General features: G+C 72.3%; 12 protein-coding genes. 5 read left to right on the forward strand and 7 right to left on the reverse strand.

All coding sequences use genetic code 11. The features are described from left to right. Positions 1–188 precede the first annotated feature (188 nt). Positions 189–911, forward strand: coding sequence for a hypothetical protein (locus ACSU53_RS07740; RefSeq protein ID WP_437025867.1), 723 nt, complete (start codon positions 189–191; stop codon positions 909–911). Positions 912–1031: 120 nt separating this feature from the next. On the opposite strand, the gene ACSU53_RS07745 is transcribed toward ACSU53_RS07740, so the two are convergent. The 7 genes from ACSU53_RS07745 to eccB form a co-directional block, all read right to left on the reverse strand. Continuing rightward, entirely contained in the window at positions 1032–1334 is a 303-nt protein-coding gene (locus ACSU53_RS07745; protein ID WP_437025869.1) for a WXG100 family type VII secretion target, read from the reverse strand. Positions 1335–1377: 43 nt separating this feature from the next. Further along, the gene (locus tag ACSU53_RS07750) at positions 1378–1719 is read right to left on the reverse strand and encodes a WXG100 family type VII secretion target (protein ID WP_164337346.1); all 342 of its coding nucleotides are present in this window, start codon (positions 1717–1719) and stop codon (positions 1378–1380) included. An 84-nt stretch (positions 1720–1803) separates the two neighbouring features. Beyond that, complete coding sequence (locus ACSU53_RS07755; protein WP_437025870.1) at positions 1804–3003, reverse strand: S8 family serine peptidase; 1200 nt, start codon at positions 3001–3003, stop codon at positions 1804–1806. Between the two features lie 117 nt (positions 3004–3120). After that, positions 3121–4905: a hypothetical protein gene (locus tag ACSU53_RS07760; protein WP_437025872.1), complete on the reverse strand. Its 1785-nt coding sequence runs from the start codon at positions 4903–4905 to the stop codon at positions 3121–3123. Then, positions 4905–5363, reverse strand: coding sequence for a hypothetical protein (locus tag ACSU53_RS07765; RefSeq protein WP_437025874.1), 459 nt, complete (start codon positions 5361–5363; stop codon positions 4905–4907). The genes ACSU53_RS07760 and ACSU53_RS07765 overlap by 1 nt, the downstream gene beginning before the upstream one ends. 256 nt (positions 5364–5619) lie before the next feature. Continuing rightward, positions 5620–6882 carry a type VII secretion-associated serine protease mycosin gene (gene mycP, locus ACSU53_RS07770; RefSeq protein ID WP_437025875.1) on the reverse strand — a complete coding sequence of 421 codons (1263 nt, stop codon included), beginning with the start codon at positions 6880–6882 and terminating at the stop codon, positions 5620–5622. Positions 6883–6895: 13 nt separating this feature from the next. Then, a complete protein-coding gene (gene eccB / locus ACSU53_RS07775) occupies positions 6896–8431 on the reverse strand; it encodes a type VII secretion protein EccB (protein ID WP_437025877.1) in 1536 nt (511 codons plus the stop codon). A 215-nt stretch (positions 8432–8646) separates the two neighbouring features. Here eccB and eccE point away from each other — a divergent pair, with 215 nt between their 5' ends. The 4 genes from eccE (at position 8647) to ACSU53_RS07795 (ending at position 16864) form a co-directional block, all read left to right on the forward strand. After that, positions 8647–9963 carry a type VII secretion protein EccE gene (gene eccE, locus ACSU53_RS07780; RefSeq protein ID WP_437025878.1) on the forward strand — a complete coding sequence of 439 codons (1317 nt, stop codon included), beginning with the start codon at positions 8647–8649 and terminating at the stop codon, positions 9961–9963. A gap of 5 nt (positions 9964–9968) precedes the next feature. Next, positions 9969–10781 (forward strand): hypothetical protein, encoded by an 813-nt coding sequence (locus ACSU53_RS07785; protein ID WP_437025879.1) that lies wholly within the window; start codon positions 9969–9971, stop codon positions 10779–10781. Positions 10782–10990: 209 nt separating this feature from the next. Continuing rightward, a complete protein-coding gene (locus ACSU53_RS07790) occupies positions 10991–14272 on the forward strand; it encodes an SCO5717 family growth-regulating ATPase (protein WP_437025881.1) in 3282 nt (1093 codons plus the stop codon). A 684-nt stretch (positions 14273–14956) separates the two neighbouring features. After that, the gene (locus tag ACSU53_RS07795) at positions 14957–16864 is read left to right on the forward strand and encodes an ABC transporter substrate-binding protein (RefSeq protein WP_437025882.1); all 1908 of its coding nucleotides are present in this window, start codon (positions 14957–14959) and stop codon (positions 16862–16864) included. Positions 16865–16874: the final 10 nt, after the last annotated feature.

Below are 16874 nucleotides of genomic sequence, written 5' to 3' on the forward strand. Positions count from 1 at the left end.
CATGGCTATTCCTCGGCCCCGACGATGAGAGCGGCGGTTGCGAGGATCTGTTGCAAGATGAACGTATCCAAGCAGCGTTGGGTGACTCCCGCACAACCGGCATGAACTGCTCCGAGCTCGGGTCGGTGGTACGAGAGGTGACCGTGGGATCCTTGCCGGGGCAGCATTCGCTTCGTCAGGCTCAAGCCATGAAGGATGTGCTTCTGGCTGTCGACGACGAGGTGACGAGGGCCGGCGGCCGTCTGGATCCGGGGATGAGTGTGCCGCTTGCGGAATCGCTCGCGGACTACGCCTCGGACACGGGCGTGATGCTCGGTATGGGCAGCGCTGACTACGTCGCCCGGAGTTCCGCTTCCGAGCCGGCGTGGGAGGACGACGAGGGCGTCCACATGGCCGTTCCGCGCGCTGCACTGCTGCGCACTGTGCGGGCGGTGTCCGAGGAGCCCAAGGCGTTCGTCGTCCTCCGGCTGGCAGCGACTCGGCACGCTGCGGAAGGGCTTGCAGCAGTGGAACGTGACGCGACCGGCGCCGAGCTCGCGGCTCCACCTGCGCGCACCGCCCACACGCTCGGTGCGCTGGACGCGGTGGCCGAGGACGTGCGGGAGGACCTGGGCGCGCGCAAGGCCGCCGAGTGGGAACGAGAGGTTTTCCAGGGACTGACGAAGCGAATTCCCGAGCCGTCGTCCTACGACGAGGATCCGGTGAACCACCTCATCGTCTCGTGGCGGCGTGCGCTGCTCACCAAGGGGACGGAAGGCAGTCGGACCCTTCTCGAGCGGCAGAGCGCCGACATGGTCGACGTCTGGAGCAGGGCGCTCGGTCTGGACGGCAAGGTACGGCGCTCGTTGCGTTATGACTCGCTCAACAGTTCCTCCGCGGCGCGGGGGAACACAGGGCGGGAACTGGACTGAGAGAGCGGGCAGGGCAGCCGCCCACAGGGACGCGGGCACACGAAAGGGTGGACACCTCCCGCGCGTGTCCACCCCGTTCGTGTGGGGCGTGCGTGCCCCGACGGACTGCTCGAACTCGCACTACATGAAGTAGCTGGAGCCCTTCAGGTCGCCGCCGCGGTAGTCACCGCCGGCGGTGCCGACGCGCTGGGCGATGCTGACCAGGGCCTGGTGGATGCCCCGGGCGTGGCGGTCCCAGTCCTTGCTCCGCTTGGTGAACTCGTCGTAGGCCTCGCCACCCCAGCCGGCGGCCGCATCGAGCACGGCCTTCTTCAGGGCTTCGAGGTCGTCCTCCAGCTTCTTGGCCTGGTCGCCCAGCTCGGTGGCGAGCGCGTCCATCGTGCCGTACTTGACGGCGAGTTCGTCGTAGTGGACTCCGGACATGGTCTCCTCGTTTCGTTGAAAGCCGGAAGGTGGTCGGCTCGCGTCAGTACTGGCTGAGGGCGGAGGTCTTGCCGCCGAGGTCGTCCACCGAGATCTTGACGATGTCCGCCTCGATCTGGCTTTCGAGGTTGCGCTTGTCCTTCTTGTTCAGCTCGATGCCCTCGAGGAAGTCGTCGAGCATGCGGCCGATCGAGGCCATGTGGCCGTTGATCTCCGTCTGCTTCTTGTCGAAGGCGATGGCGCCCTGGCCCGTCCAGTGCTTCTCGATCATGTCGATCGTGCCCTGGAGGCGCGCGAGCTGCTGGCGGATCGAGTCGTACCGGTCGATGACGTTCGTCTGGAGCTTCTCTACCTGGGCTTCGTAGAGCTTGCGGCCGTCAGCCATGTCGGCGGTCCCTTTCGTGAGTGCGGTGCTGCGGTGGGATGGGGTGCGTTCGGCTCACCGCGCGGTGGTGGGTGGTGGGTCGGGTCAGGAGGTGCGCCGTGAACGGAGCACGGCGAAGGCTCCGCCGCCGAGGGCCAGGGCGGCGGCTACGCCTCCGAGGGTGATCCAGAGCGTGGTGTTGCCGCCGTCGGAGGACTCCTCGGCGGAGGTGGAGGTGTGGGACTCGTCCTTCACCGTGCCCCCCGTGGGCTTGGGGGACGGCGCCCCGGACGCGGAGACGGGCTTGCCCGACTCGTCGAGCACACCCTTCTCGTTCTCCCTGGCCAGCGGGTCGACATCGGCGGGGCCCGGGTCGAAGTCCGGCTTCTCCAGCACCCGGCGGGGGCGGATCAGGCCGTAGCCGAGGTAGATGCTCGGGTCGTCCTTGGCCCAGTCGCGGCCGGCGGTGTCGATGAGGCTGGCGAGGACCTGGTTGGCGGTCCAGTCGGGGTGCGCGGACCAGATCAGGGCGGCTGCGGCGGAGGTGAGGGCGGTGGCGCCACTGGTGCCTCCGTCGCCGTCGCAATAGGAGCGGAGGGTGGCGTCGCAGTAGGAAGGCATGTTCACCCCCGGCGCAGCCACATCGATGTAGTTACCGTGCTCGGAGAATTTGGCGACCTTGCCGGACTCATCGCTGGCGGCAACGCCTACGACGTAGGGGTAAGCCGCCGGGTAGTCGATGAGGTTGTGCTTCTCCGCATCGTTGCCGGCAGCGGCAATCATCAGCTTGCCCTTGGAATGGGCGTACTTGACTGCCGCCATTTCCTCGTCGTTCTCGGCATCGACGCCGAACGACATGTTGATGATCCGTGCGTCACTGTCAGCAACGGCCCTGATCACCTCGGCGACGTCAGGGGCGTTCTGCACGGGCTTCCTGGCTGTCGAGCCGGCGAGGTTGATCCGGTAGGGAACGATCTTCGCCCCCGGGGCCAGTCCCTTGAGCCCACCGCCCGCCCCCGTGCCGGCGATCAGCTCAGCCATGCTCGTGCCGTGACCCGAGTAGTCCTCAGTCGCTCCGTGCCCCACGGAATCCGGCGCTTCACCAGCGAGGACCTGACCTCTGAGAGAGGGAGTGTCGGGATCGACGCCGCTGTCGATCACGGCAACCTTGATGCCCTCACCGGTGCTGACCTTCCACATCCCCTCGGCCTGCATCGCTGACAGATACCACTGCTTGGACTGCACGTCCGCGGCTGCGACGCCCGTCGTGAGACCGGTCGACAGCAGAGCGACAGCGCCGACCATCGAGCAGATGGCAACGCTCCGTCTCCTGTTCCGGCTCTGCGAGGCCACAGACGTGTTCCGCCCGGCGAGTCGGCTCACCCTTGACACCATGCTTCTGCCTGTCCCTTGTCCATCCGGTCAGTCGGACGCGGATGTGTCGTCGCGGCGCCCACGGCGGCGTGAACGGCCCGAGCCGGCGTTCCGGCCCTTCGACGCGCCATGCCGCACTCCGGGTTCCTCAGATGAACGGCCACTCTTCCTGGAGGCCGCCCCAGTCCCCGTAGGCGCTCCGATGACACCCTCGGAGCTGCCGGCTGGACGACGGCCCGATGGTGCCCTGTTCGCGGTCGCCGGGGGTGCTCCGATCACGCCTTGCTGACCGGGCCTCTGCCCGTTCGAGCCGGCGGCGGCTGCACCCTCACCGCCGATGACGTTGCCGCGTGGCAGCCTCGGGGTGGTCCCGGCACCGGACTGCGGTGCCCCGACGACAGGGCGTCCGCCCACCACGCCGTCACCGCGTCGGCCGGAGGTTCCGCTGCGGCCTGCCAGTGGTGGTCCCATGGGGCCCATCGGCCCGCGAGCGCCGCCGCCTACGGGACCTGGCATCGGCGTCGCATTTCTCGGTACGCCACCAACGATGCCGCGTCCTGCGGTGCCGCTCCCGGCGCCGGAGGCTTGCCCTGGCATGGCTCCACGCCCGACGGGACCCAGCGGACCGGTGGCCCTGCCCATCGGCCCGGCGCCCCCCGCTGCAGGGCCCGGCCCCGTGCCCATGGCACCCGGCCCCATACGTCCGATCGTGCCGTTCCGCCCCGGCCCACCGGCCGGGCCGTGCGCCACGGGAGGAACCTTGCCCCCGGGCAACCCGCCAGGGCCACCCAGGGGGCGTCCTGCGGTTCCGCGCAGGACGGGCGGCATCGTGCTGGGCGCCATGGGAGGGACGGGACCCGGCTGGCCGACGGGACCGGCGGTCATCGGCGGCGCACCGGCCGTCGGCGGCTTCACCGCTTCCTGAGGAGGCAAGGTGCCAACGGTGTTGATCTCCGTGCCCACAGTAGGCTTCGGCAGCCCATCGGGCATGGTCGCTTCCTTGAGCAATGCCTGCGCGTCCACGGACTGCCGCCCGGGCTCCGCTCCCCGTTCGCTCTGCGCCGTGGTGCGGGCCTCGTGGGAGGAAGCGGGCAACATCTGTTCCGACGCAGGCGGCGTGGGCAGGCGCTCGTAGGGCAGCGGCTCCGGAACCCCCACGTCCGGCATCTTCGGGAACACCGGCTCCTCCGCCGAGGCCATCTTCCCCTGCGACACCCGGTAGAACGACGCCAGCCGGTACATCTGGTTGATGGCTTCCTGGCGGTTCTGTTCCGCCTTGCGGGCGGCAGTGAACTCCTCGTTCGTGTCGAGCCGCTGGATGGGCGGGATGTCGTCGACGGTCTTGGGGTTGGCCCGGGAGTCGCGCGGAGGCATGGACTTGCGGACGGAGGCCAGGCCGGAGCCGGCGGCCATGACCTGGGTGCCGACGGTTTCCGCGTAGTTCGCCAGGCCCTTGGCGGTGGTGACGAGGCTCTTGGCCCACTTCTGGAAGGCGGCGTGGGCCTCGCCCTCCCAGTCGATGTTCTTGAGGTCACCGTCGAGTATGTCCGCGGCCTCCTCGATGGCGGTACGTGCAGCGAGGAGCGCCTCACCCGCGGACTCGAGGAGTTCGGGGTTGGCCGATTCGACGATGTCCACCATGTCGTTGAGGTCGTAGCCCTCGAAGTCGGTGGACGCGAAGTGGATGCCCCGGGCGTTCGGGAAGGGCGTGAGGGGATTGAACGGGTTGACGACGCGGGTCATGGTCATGACCGCGTCCAGGGCGCCGTTCTGTGACGTGGCGTCCTCGCGTTCGGCCTGGTAGGGATCCGGCCTGTTCTTGTCGCCGCTCACTAGTAGCCCCCGTCAGTCTGGTCCGCCTTGTTGTCCCGTTTGCCGTGTGCGTCGCGCATCTCCGTGCTCGTCTCGTTGACCGTGGTACGGATGGCGTGAAACTTACGCCGCTGCTCTTCCTCGAGGTTGTCGAAGTCGACGTCCACGCCGTGCACCGCGATCCGCATGGCTTCGAGTTGCAGGCCCAGCAGCTTGGACAGGGTGGTGATCCGTTCGTGGACGCGCTCGTACTCCAGGTGGAGTTGCTGGCCCTCGGGGAAGGCGCCGGTGCCGAAGGCGGTCTGGGGCAGGCTGTGGGCCGAGACCTTGGCCGGGCCGCCGGGTGATCCCTCGAAGGTTTCGAGGAGGTCGTCCACCTTCTCCTTGAACTTCGACAGCGCCATGACGCCGCGGCGCAGGTCCGCCGATCCGGACGCTTTGCCCGGCGCTCCGGCCCTGTCCTCCTCTGGAAGCCCCATGCTTCTTCCTCCCCGTGGGTACTGCTGCCCCGTTGTCCCCGTGCCGTGGCCGGTCGGACCCGCTCGGGCGTTGTTCCGTTCGCGCCCTGAAGCGATCACGACCGCAACGGAACCACTCTAGTGATCCGCACCGACAGTCCCAACTGCCATATGCAGTCACGGCCGTGCGGAGCGGCGTATCCTCACCCTCTCTTCACCGGACGGTACGGATGCGGAGCCGGTTGCCGTCGTGCGGACGGTGATCGAGCGGTGTTTCTCACATCGTGCTGTCGCCGTGATCCGGGGTGACCGTCCGCTTTCGTCTGCGCGCGTCCCGGATGGCGACCGCCGTGCCGCCCAATCCGGCCACCAGCACCACGGTGCCGACGGCGACGTAGGTGGCGAGGCGGGCGTTGCGTTCGTCGGCGGTCTCGCCGAGCGGGAGGGCGGCCGCCGCGGGGGCCTCGGCCCGGGCGAGGCCCTCGCGGGGGCGCGGGGACTCGATCGGGCGGTCGTCCTCGGTGAGGGCGGCGACCGGGTCGACCACGCCCCAGCCGACCAGGCGGTCGCGGCCGGCGATCGACCGCTCCGCCGACTGCTCGATCTGCGCGACGATCTGACGCTGCGTCCACGTGGGGTGCTTCGCCTTGATGAGCGCGGCGATGCCCGCGACGTAGGGCGCGGAGAAGCTGGTGCCGTTGTCGAGGCAGTGGCCGCCCTTGGGGACGGTGGAGATCATGTCGACGCCGGGTGCCGCCACGTCGACGAAGTCGCCGGACTGGGAGAAGGAGGCGCGTTCGTTGTTGCGGTCGGAGGCGGCGACGGCGAGGACACCCTCGTAGGAGGCGGGGTAGGTCTTCTTGACGTTGCCGCCCGCACCGTCGTTGCCGGCCGACGCCACGACGACGATGTCCTCCTCCAGGGCCTCGTCGACGGCGGCCTTGAGGTCCGGGTCCGGTTCGGCGGCGTCGGAGGTGTCCTGGCTGATGTTGATGACGTCGGCCTCGGCCTGGACCGCGTGGCGGATCGATCGGGCCAGGGTGGCGGTGTCGCCGTTGCCGTCCGCGTCGTTCTGCTGGATCGGGATGATGGTGGCTTCGGGGGCGAGGCCGACGAAGCCGGTCTTGTCGGCGGGGCGGGCGGCGATGATGCCGGCGACCTTGGTGCCGTGGCCGACGGTGTCGGTGGTGCCGTTCTCCTTGCCGCGGTCGACGGGATCGCCGTTCTCGTCCTTGAGGCCCTTGGGCAGGAAGTTGCGGCCGCTCTTGGCGTCGACGGCGCCCTTGAGCTGCGGGTGGGTGATGTCGACGCCGGTGTCGATGACGGCGACCCGCACGCCCTTGCCCTTGGACTGGCTCCAGAGCGCGTCGAGTTGGACGCGCTGGAGGGACCAGGGGCGGCCGGGGTAGGAGGCGTTGGGGTATTCGCACTGGTCGGAGAAGGAGTCGTCCGCGGTGGCCGGCGGGGCGAGGGCGACCGGGGCCGCCAGCAGGACCGCCGCGGTCGCCGTACGGAGCAGGGCGAGGTGGGTGCGTCGCATGCCGTCCCCCGGGTCAGGAGCCCTGCGGCTGGCGGGCCGCTGCCGTGGACAGACGGGGTCCGGTGGGCAGGAACGCGGACCAGGCGGCCGGGATGGGCGCCGGGTCGACGTCGGCGTAGCCGAGGCGGGTCTGCGCCTGCTGGGCCTCCTGCTCCAACTGTTTCTTCTCCTCGGCGGACATGCCGATGCCCGCGTCGTCGGTCGCGCTGTCCGCGTTGGACTGCAGCACGTAGCGCAGGCCGGTGTCGGTGACCAGGAAGACCGGGCCGGCCTTGGTCTCGGTGCCCTGGAACTGGCGGTAGAGCTGGCCGGAGCCGGGGGTGGCGTAGGCGCTGGAGGATCCGGCGGGGAGGTCGGCCGGGAAGTCGGTGCCGGCCCAGGTGCTGAGGGTAGTGGCGCCCTTGTTCCCGACGTGGTGCAGGACGTTGCAGACGGTGTTGCGGCTGCCCTTCGCGGCGGAGGCCTCGTTGACCGCCTCGGGGGTGCCGGTGGGCCAGTCGTGCTCCTGGCCGAAGGGCTTGCCCGGGACGATCGCGCCGGGGCTGGTCTCCAGGGCGTGTCCCGCCTGGCCGAGTGAGCTCAAGTCCTCGCTGAACAGCAGGAGTTTGGCGACGAAGGCGGAGACGGGGGCGACGCGGCCGGGGAGGACGACGTAGTGCTGCACCTTGTTGTTGTCGAGGGCCTTGAGCACGGTGCCGACCCTGTCGGCCGACGGGTCGAGCCGGCCGGGGGCGTCGGCGGGGGTGCCGGGGGTGGCGTCGAGCTCGGGGAAGGTGACCGGGTCGCCCCGGTGGAGGGTGGCCAGCCACTCGCGGGAGACCCGCTGCGGTTCACTGCCGGAGCCGACGATCGTGCGCAGCAGCAGTTCCAGGTCGTCGCCGCTGTCCAGTTCGTCGACGCGGTAGGCGGTGCCGCTCGCGTCCACGATGTGGCGGTGGCCGTCGGGGTCGACGACGTAGAGCAGCTGACCGCCCTTCAGCTTCTGCTTGCCCTCGGTCAGGGAGCGTTCGCGGTCGGCGAGGACGAGGGCCGCCTTCTGGATGGACTGGCCGCCCGCGCTGGGGCGTTCGCAGACGACCCACCGCTTGGCCGCGGCCGCTTCCTTGGCGGAGGGCAGGCGGTCGGGGGCGTACGGGATGCCGATGGTGGCGCCGTGCGGGATCTTGCCGCTGTCGAGGAGCGACTCGCTGACGGTGACCACGTCGCCCTTGTTCGGGGCCAGCAGGAGTTTGGCGGACGCCATGTTGAGGACGGGGTGCAGCTGGGCCTCGTCGCCGGTCTTCAGGACGACGTACCGGGTGGTCGACTCGCTGGCGATGATGACTTTCTCGTTGGGAGTGTCCCAGCCCTTGGGGGCCGTCGGCTTGAGCATGCCCCACGCGCCGAACACGGCCATGACGATCACGCCGATGATGAGGCCGGGCACGACGCCGCGCAGCGGGCGGGGCGCTCCCTCCTCCGATCCTTGCGGGAACGACTGGACGAACGCCGCGAGCAAGCGGCGCTTCGCGAAGGTGTAGGCGTTGAGCTGATCCCGCCGAGATGCCATTGGTGCGTGTCTCTCCCCGTGTTCCGCACGTGTCCCGCCCGCACCCGTTCCGGGGGGCGATGACCGACGTCGTCCGCCCGCCGGTGTCGGACCGGGCCCCTACTATGCCTGGTGCGGGGAGCGACGTGCGGAGCGGGTAGGGTGCCTGGGCCCCGCAGGGCCTGGTGGGACGCGGGATTTCCTGCGTGTTGTGAACAAATTGGGGGAATGCAGTGATGGCTTCCGGAAGGCGGCCTGCGGGCCGTGGCCGGACCCGGACGCGCGGCGCCGCCGCACCTGACGCCGGGGCGGCGGGGCAGCCGTCCGCGCGCGGAGGTCTCCAGCTCAAGGTGCGTGCGGGACGCCCCGGTTCGTTCCGGTTGCAACGGATCGTCCTGGTGGAGCTCGCCGCTGCCGTGCTCCTCGCGGGCTGGGTGTTCGGGACGGTGTTCCTGGTGCCCGCCGCGGTCGTCGCGGTGGTGCTGGTGCTGCTGGCGTTCGTGCGCCGTCGCGGCCGTTCCCTTCCCGAGTGGATCGCCACGGTGCGGGCGCTGCGTTCCCGGCAGAAGCGCGCGGCGAAGCTGGAGGTCCCGGCGGGGACGGAGGCGGGGCTGGCCCCTGCCGTGGAGTGCGATCCGAGCCTGCGCACGTACGCGTTCGGCGGGCGGGAGCGCCGCCCCGTCGGCCTGGTCGGGGACGGCACGTTCGTCACGGCCGTCGTGCAGGTGGAGGCGGACGCGACGGCCCTGCGGGCGGAGCGCTCCCGGCGGCCCCTGCCGCTGGCGCTGGTGCGGGACGCGCTCGACGTGGACGGGATCCGTCTGGAGTCGGCGCAGATCGTGCTGCACACGCAGCCCGCGCCCGCACTGCACCTGCCCCGTCAGTCGGTGGCGGTCAGCAACTACGCGCCGCTGCAGGAGCAGACCGGCGCTCCGGCGGTGCGCATCACCTGGATCGCGCTGAAGGTGGACCCCGAGCTGTGTCCGGAGGCCGTGGCGGCCCGGGGCGGCGGGCTGGTGGGGGCGCAGAAGTGCGCGGTGCGGGTCGCCGACCACCTCGCCAGCCGGCTGACCGGTGCCGGTTTCCGGGCCACGGTGCTCGACGAGGAGGAACTGACCTCGGCCATCGCGACGTCGGCCTGCGCCAACCCGCTGGTGACGGCGGAGGCGGGGCGGGCCTCCCGGCAGGAGCGGCGCACCGAGGAGTCCGGCCGCAGCTGGCGCTGTGACAACCGCAGACACACCACGTACTGGGTCCGCCGGTGGCCCGCACTGGGCGGTGAGGGCGGCCTGTCGCTCCCCCAGTTCGTCGCCCGGGTCACCGCGGTTCCGGCGCTCGCCACCACCGTCAGTCTCACCCTGGCCGCCCACGACCGGCGGGAGTTGTCGCTGACGGGTCACCTCCGGGTGACGGGCCGCAGCGCCGAGGAACTGGCCGACGCCCGGCGGGCGCTGGAGGGTGCCGCGCGGGAGGCCGGTGCGGCCCTCATGCGTCTGGACCGTGAGCAACTGCCCGGTGTACTGGCCACTTTGCCTCTGGGAGGTGTGCGGTGACGGCGATGACCACAGGACCCGGCGCCGGGCCCGGCGCCCCCGCACCCGCCCCCGGTGGCGGTCCGGTGTCGCCGGTCCCGGGGACGCCGGACACCACGGCGTCCCGCGCGGCGGAGGTGCTGCGCACCGGTTTCGGGCTGCTCGGCCCGCGCCACGGCCGGCACACCCTGACGGCCGACGACCTGGACGCCCTGGCGCTGCCGATCGGGGACGACGGCGTCGTCATCGGGGTGGACGCCGAGGGGCAGCCCGCGGTGCTGGGGCTCAACCGGCCCACCCCGTACGACATCGTGCTGATCGGCAGCCTGTGGACGGTCCAGGTGCTGGCGCTGCGGGCCGCGGCGACCGGCGCCCGGGTGGCGGTGGAGACCGGGCGTCCGCAGGCGTGGACGCAGATGGTGCACGCCATGGGCGGCGGGCAGAACGGGCTCGCGGTGTACGACGTCGGGCGGGTGCCGCCGCAGGGCGCCTCGGCCGGTACGCCGGTCCTCGTCGTGCGGGACTGCGGAATGCGGCCGCCGCGCGGCCGGGTGGTGTCCGGGCGGTGGCAGTCGGTCCTGACGCTGCTGCCGTATCTCAGCCCCGTCGCGCCCCGGTTGCTGCGTCAGGCACGGCTGGTGGGCGTCCAGCGGATCTCGCCGGACGAGTCGGCCGAACTGGGGCGCGCCATGGGGCTGCCCCGGGCGGACATCGACGCCCTGCCGACGCTGCCCGACGGCGTCACCCTGTGGTGCGCCGACCGCGACCGGCAGTATGTGATGACCCAACCGACCGACGCCGAGATCGGGTTGCTGGGTACACCCCGGCGGATGGACTGAACGCCGTCGGCCACCGGGACGCGGAAGCGCACCGAGGGGCCGACGGGGCCTGCCGGGGTGCCGGTGGTGGTGATTAGGCTGGGACCGGTCGGGGACACCGTGCAACGGACGACTCCGCAGCGGCCTCGGACAGCCCCCGGAAGACTTCGGACGACGAGCATGGGCGCCCCGGCACGGCCTGAGGGTGCGCCACCACACCAGGAGGAACTGTGAACAGCGATCGGGACGGGAACCGCGGGGGCTGGGCGACACCCGGCGATGACCAGCCCGACGCGGATTCCGTCGAGGCGACGGGCGAGTTCACCATCGACTACGCACCACCGGCCTGGTACACGCAGAACGCCTCCGGTGGTGGTGCGGGCTCGGTTCCGCCCCCGGCCGGTTCCGGTGCGGTGCCCAGGCTGCCGGCGGGCAGCGGCTTCGAGCCCCAGCAGCCCGAACCGCCCCGGCAGCAGGCCGAGGGGCCGGCGGACGACGCGGACCGGGCGGCCGGCCCCGGTCACCAGGCCGCGGTACCGCCCGCTCCGGTGGGCGGCGACGCCTACACGCCGGACTCCGGCAACGGTGACCTGGAGAGCGGCGCCACGATGCGTTTCTCCGCTGCCGCCCTGAAGCAGGAGTTCGCACGGCGTGACGCCGCCGCGGAGGCGGCAGCCCGGTCCGAGGGGGCGGCGCTCCCCGAGGAGGGCGGCGCGGAGCCCGCGTCGACGGCCGAGCCGGAGGCCGGGTCCGAGGCCGCCGGGCCGTCGGCGGGCCGGCCGGTCACGGGCGAGCACACCGGCGGGCAGCCCGGCGACGGGACCGCCGCCTCCGGGACGTTGGAGGACGACGGCAGCGCACACGGCGCCACGGCCGACGAGGCTTCCGGCCCCGGGACGGGTTCCGCCGTGGCGGACGGTGGTGACACCGCTGCCGGTGCCGGTGACTCGGGAGACGGCGTCCCCGTGGGCGAGAACGGGGGCGAGGGCGAGGCGGTGCCGTCGGCAGCCGCAGCCGAAGCCGCAGCCGGTGCGGAACGCTCCGGCGGCACGGAACCGGAGACGGGGTCCGGGCAGCAGGAGGGCGAGCCCGCTCGACCCGCGGCCGCCGATGCCGGGCAGGTGGCGGCCGACGCCGGGCAGGCGACCGCGCACACCGGGCAGGTGACCGCGGACGCCCCTCCGGGGGCCGAAGGTTCCTCGTCCGGGGCGGAGGCCACCGACGCCCCCGCGCCGGCGGAGGCCGGGGCGGGAGCACCCGACGGGGAGACCGCTCCCTCCGGCGTGCCGCCCACCGGCGCGCACGGTGACGACACACCGCAGGACGCCGTTCCGGCCGCAGCCGACACGGCCCCGCCCGCGTGGGCCCCTCCCCCGCCCCCGCAGAACGTCCCGCCGCTGCCCCCCACCTACCCCGCGGCGCCCGCGCCCGCGAGTCAGTGGCCGGCGCAGCCCCACAGCGTGCCGCAGCCCCCGGCCCCGCACACGCCGGGGCAGGAGGCACCGGCGTCCCCGGCACCGGCGACCGCGCCCCAGCCGGAGGGCACCACCCCCGCTCCGCCCGCGCCGCAGCCGGGCGTCGCCGCCCAGCAGCCGCCCGCGTTCCAGCCGCAGGCCCCGCAGTCCGCCCCGGCCGCCTGGCAGACGCCGGCCGCGCCGGTGCCGCCGCAGCAGGGACCCGACCAGCCCGGGCGGCCCGACCAGGTCGCCCCGCAGCCGGGGTACGGGTTCCCGCAGGCCGGTGCGCCCGGCCCCGGCGCGCCCGCCGGCTACGGCTTCCCGCACCCCGGCCCCCAGGCCGGCCCGGCCCCGACTCCCCCGGCCCAGCCGGGTGGTTACGGCTTCCCGCAGCAGCACCCCGCGCAGCACGCCCAGCCCGCCCAGCAGGCACCGGGAGGGCCCGGTGCCCCCGGACAGCCGCAGCACCCGGGCGTTCCGCCGCAGGCACCGCAGCCGGACCAGCAGGGGCACCCGGGGCAGCCACCGGTCGACCCCCGGATCGGAGCCGCCTGGCCGCAGCCCGTGCAGCACGACCAGCGGCAGCCGACCAACCCCGGTGCGGCACCGCTCGGTTACACCGCGGCCGTCGAACTGTCCTCGGACCGTCTGCTCAACAGCAAGAGGCAGAAGGCGAAGAGCACCCGCCCCGCGAGCGGCGGGTCGCGCTTCAAGCTGGGCGGCAAGAAGGAGGAGGCGGAGCGGCAGCGGAAGCTGGAGCTGATCCGCACTCCGGTGCTGTCCTGCTACCGCATCGCCGTCATCAGTCTGAAGGGCGGCGTCGGCAAGACGACCACCACCACCGCGCTCGGCTCCACCCTCGCCAGCGAGCGGCAGGACAAGATCCTCGCCATCGACGCCAACCCGGACGCCGGCACGCTCGGCCGCCGCGTGCGGCGCGAGACCGGTGCGACGATCCGCGACCTGGTCCAGGCGATCCCGTACCTCAACTCGTACATGGACATCCGGCGGTTCACGTCCCAGGCGTCCTCCGGTCTGGAGATCATCGCGAACGACGTGGACCCGGCGGTGTCCACGACGTTCAACGACGAGGACTACCGGCGCGCGATCGACGTGCTGGGCAGGCAGTACCCGATCATCCTCACCGACTCCGGCACGGGGCTGCTGTACAGCGCGATGCGCGGGGTGCTCGACCTCGCCGACCAGCTCATCATCATCTCCACACCGTCGGTGGACGGTGCGTCCAGCGCCAGTACGACGCTGGACTGGCTGTCGGCCCACGGGTACGCGGAGCTGGTCTCCCGGTCCCTGACGGTCATCTCCGGGGTCCGCGAGACCGGAAAGATGATCAAGGTCGACGACATCGTGTCCCACTTCAGGACGCGCTGCCGCGGTGTGGTCGTCGTGCCGTTCGACGAGCACCTGGCCGCCGGTGCGGAGGTCGACCTGGACATGATGCGGCCGAAGGTGCGCGAGGCGTACTTCAACCTGGCGGCCCTGGTGGCCGAGGACTTCGTCCGGCACCAGCAGGCGCACGGCCTGTGGACCTCCGACGGCAACCCGCCCCCGGTCGCCGCCCCGCCGCTGCCGGGGCAGCCGGTACCGGGGCAGCCGGTGCCCGGGCAGGGTGCCCCCGGCCAGGGCGTCCCGGGCCTGCCGTACCCGGGCGGACCCCAGGCTCCCGGCCCGCAGCAGCCGCCCGCCGGCGGACACCACATCCCCGGGCAGCCCCAGAACCCGGGCCCGTACCCGCAGCAGCCGTACGGCGGACCCTCCGCCCAGCCGCACCCGCAGGCCGCGCCGCACGGGCAGCCGCACCCCTCGCCCGGCCACCCGGCAGCGCCGGGCCACCCCCAGGCCCAGCCTCCCCACGGGCAGCCGGGGCAGCCTCCGGTCCCGCCGCACGCCGCCCACCCGCAGCCCCCGGCACCGGGCCCGGCGGCGGACCACTCCTACCCCCTGGCCCAGCCGCATCCGCCGGCACAGCCCCAGCCCCCGGCCGCCCCGCCGGAGGCGCACCCCCAGCAGGGCCGGACCCCACCGCCCCAGCAGTAGGGACGGCATGGGGGCGGCCGCCGCCCCCGGCAGCGCGCCTCCCCGTCCCGCCCCCGATCGGCCCCTCCCCGAGGGGCCGATCCCCTTTCCGCTCCCGTTTCCCTCCCCTTCCGGCCCGCCCTTCCGCCCCACGGACAGCCGGCCTCACGAAACCAAACCCGCATACGGCCCACCCGCGACCTACCCTCGACCCACAGCGACCCGCCCGCGGCCCACAGCGACCCGCCCGCGGCCCACTTCGCGCGCCCGCCCACAGCCCACGTCGCCGGCGGACGGCGCCAGCCGTTACGCACCCGGCGCGGAACGCCGCCCACCCGCGTAACTGCCCCGCGGGCGCCCGCGCCCCGCGCCCCAGGCCCCGTCCACTCCGGCACCGCGCCCCGCACGCGCGCCTGCCGCGCGCCCCGCACTCCCGCCTGCCGCGCATCCCGCGCGCCGGGCTCCCCACCCGCCCGGTGCGCGTCATCGCGCCCCGAGGGCGGGATCCGGCCGCCAGCCTCTGGCCTGGAGTGCTTCAGTGGTCTCCACCAATGAGCGAGAAACGCTCGTCAATTCGTTATTTCCGCAGGCCACATGGGGTGCACGCGCCGTTGACGGTGGCAGACCGCGCTGATAGACACACTCATCACCCACCTGATCAACCTGTCCCTTCCGTGCGAGCGATGACGCGAGGTCAGCCCTCTTATGGACACGAACGATCGGTACGGCGGGCGCCCCCGCAGGCGGCCCCCCACCCCCCACCCCGGGCCCCGGCGCGGGTCGCTCCGCGGCGGTCCGCTGCGTGTCGTCGCGGTGGCCGGTGCGGCGGCGCTGACGCTGACCGCCGGGCTGGTGACGCCGCTGAACCCGGCGCCCCAGCAGGCCGAGGCGGCCGACGGCGGCAAGAAGGTGCTGACCGTCGCGGTGGCGCAGAGCGTCGACTCGCTCAGTCCGTTCCTCGCGGTCCGACTGCTCAGCACGAGCATCCACCGGCTCACCTACGAGTACCTGACCAACTACGACCCGGAGGACAACCACGTCGTCCCCGGGCTGGCCACGAAATGGGAGTCGTCGCCGGACAAGCTGACCTGGACGTACACGATCCGGTCGGACTCGACGTGGTCCGACGGGAAGCGGGCCACGGCCGAGGACGCGGCCTGGACGTTCAACACGATGATGACCGACGAGGGGGCGGCCACCGCCAACGGCAGCTTCGTCGCCAACTTCGAGAAGGTCACCGCTCCCAGCCCGACCGAGCTGGTCATCAAGCTGAAGAAGCCGCAGGCCACCATGACGGCGCTGGACGTGCCGATCGTGCCCAAGCACGTGTGGGAGAAGGTCGACGACTACGCGAAGTTCAACAACGACCAGGACTTCCCCCTCGTCGGCAACGGGCCGTTCGTCCTCACCGACTACAAGGCCGACAGCTACGTGCGGCTGAAGCCGAACAAGACCTTCTGGCGCGGGGCGCCGAAGTTCGACGAGCTGGTCTTCCGTTACTACAAGGACCAGGACGCGGCCGTGTCGGCGCTGCGCAAGGGCGAGGTGTCGTTCGTCGCCGGGTCGCCGTCGCTGACGCCCGCGCAGGCGGCGTCGCTGGAGAAGGACAAGAACATCCGGGTCAACGACGCACCCGGGCGCCGCTTCTACGCCCTCGCCACGAACCCGGGCGCGCGCGCGAAGAACGGCGAGAAGATGGGCGACGGCCATCCCTCGCTGCTCGACCAGCGGGTGCGCAACGCGCTGTTCATGGCGGTGGACCGCAAGGCGATCATCGACAAGGTGTTCCAGGGGCACGCCGTGGAGGGAGCGGGCTACATACCCCCGCGCTTCTCGCAGTACTTCTGGGAGCCGTCGGCCGGGCAGGAGCTGGCGTACGACCCGGCGAAGGCGGCGGCGCTCCTGGATGAGGCGGGGTACCGGGAGAACGCCGACGGCAGGCGGGTCGGCAAGGACGGCGAGCCGATCACGTACCGGGTGCTGTGCCATGCCACCGACCCGAACGACAAGGCCATCGGCAAGTACCTCCAGGAGTGGTGGGGCGACCTCGGCATCGGTGTCACGCTCAACTGCCTGGACAACGTGACCGATCCCTGGCTGGCGGGCGAGTACGACCTGGCCTTCGACGGCTGGTCGGTCAACCCCGACCCGGACTTCGTCCTGTCCATCCACACCTGTGCCGCGCTGCCGGCGACGCCGAAGGACACCGGCGCCACCGACAACTTCATCTGCGACGAGAAGTACGACGAGCTGTACGCACGCCAGCTCGCCGAGTACGACCCGGCCGAACGCGCCGGTCTGGTGAAGCAGATGCAGTCCCGGCTGTACGACCTCGGGTACATGAACGTCATGGCGTACCCGAACGCCGTGGAGGCGTACCGCACGGACCACATCGAGTCGATCACCACGATGCCGGCGAAGGCGGGCAACATCTACGGCCAGGACGGCTACTGGAGCTGGTGGTCCGCGGTACCGGCGGACTCCGGTGACTCGGGCGGCGACTCCTCGCCGGCCGGTGTGGTCATCGGGATCGTCGCGGGGGCCGTGGTCCTCGCGGGGCTGGGGGCGTTCGTGGCGCTGCGGCGGCGGGCGACCGCCGAGGACCGTGAGTAGGCGGCGCGTG

The sequence above is a fragment of the Streptomyces sp. enrichment culture genome, from assembly GCF_964273255.1.
Lineage (GTDB): Bacteria > Actinomycetota > Actinomycetes > Streptomycetales > Streptomycetaceae > Streptomyces.

What these genes read in the sequence shown, in the direction of transcription:
- ACSU53_RS07745 (WP_437025869.1), bottom strand. Translation starts at nt 1,334, where the DNA reads ATGTCCGGAGTCCACTACGACGAACTCGCCGTCAAGTACGGCACGATG.
- ACSU53_RS07740 (WP_437025867.1), top strand. Translation starts at nt 189, where the DNA reads ATGAAGGATGTGCTTCTGGCTGTCGACGACGAGGTGACGAGGGCCGGC.
- ACSU53_RS07750 (WP_164337346.1), bottom strand. Translation starts at nt 1,719, where the DNA reads ATGGCTGACGGCCGCAAGCTCTACGAAGCCCAGGTAGAGAAGCTCCAG.
- mycP (WP_437025875.1), bottom strand. Translation starts at nt 6,882, where the DNA reads ATGCGACGCACCCACCTCGCCCTGCTCCGTACGGCGACCGCGGCGGTC.
- ACSU53_RS07765 (WP_437025874.1), bottom strand. Translation starts at nt 5,363, where the DNA reads ATGGGGCTTCCAGAGGAGGACAGGGCCGGAGCGCCGGGCAAAGCGTCC.
- ACSU53_RS07785 (WP_437025879.1), top strand. Translation starts at nt 9,969, where the DNA reads ATGACCACAGGACCCGGCGCCGGGCCCGGCGCCCCCGCACCCGCCCCC.
- ACSU53_RS07755 (WP_437025870.1), bottom strand. Translation starts at nt 3,003, where the DNA reads ATGGTCGGCGCTGTCGCTCTGCTGTCGACCGGTCTCACGACGGGCGTC.
- eccE (WP_437025878.1), top strand. Translation starts at nt 8,647, where the DNA reads ATGGCTTCCGGAAGGCGGCCTGCGGGCCGTGGCCGGACCCGGACGCGC.
- eccB (WP_437025877.1), bottom strand. Translation starts at nt 8,431, where the DNA reads ATGGCATCTCGGCGGGATCAGCTCAACGCCTACACCTTCGCGAAGCGC.
- ACSU53_RS07795 (WP_437025882.1), top strand. Translation starts at nt 14,957, where the DNA reads ATGGACACGAACGATCGGTACGGCGGGCGCCCCCGCAGGCGGCCCCCC.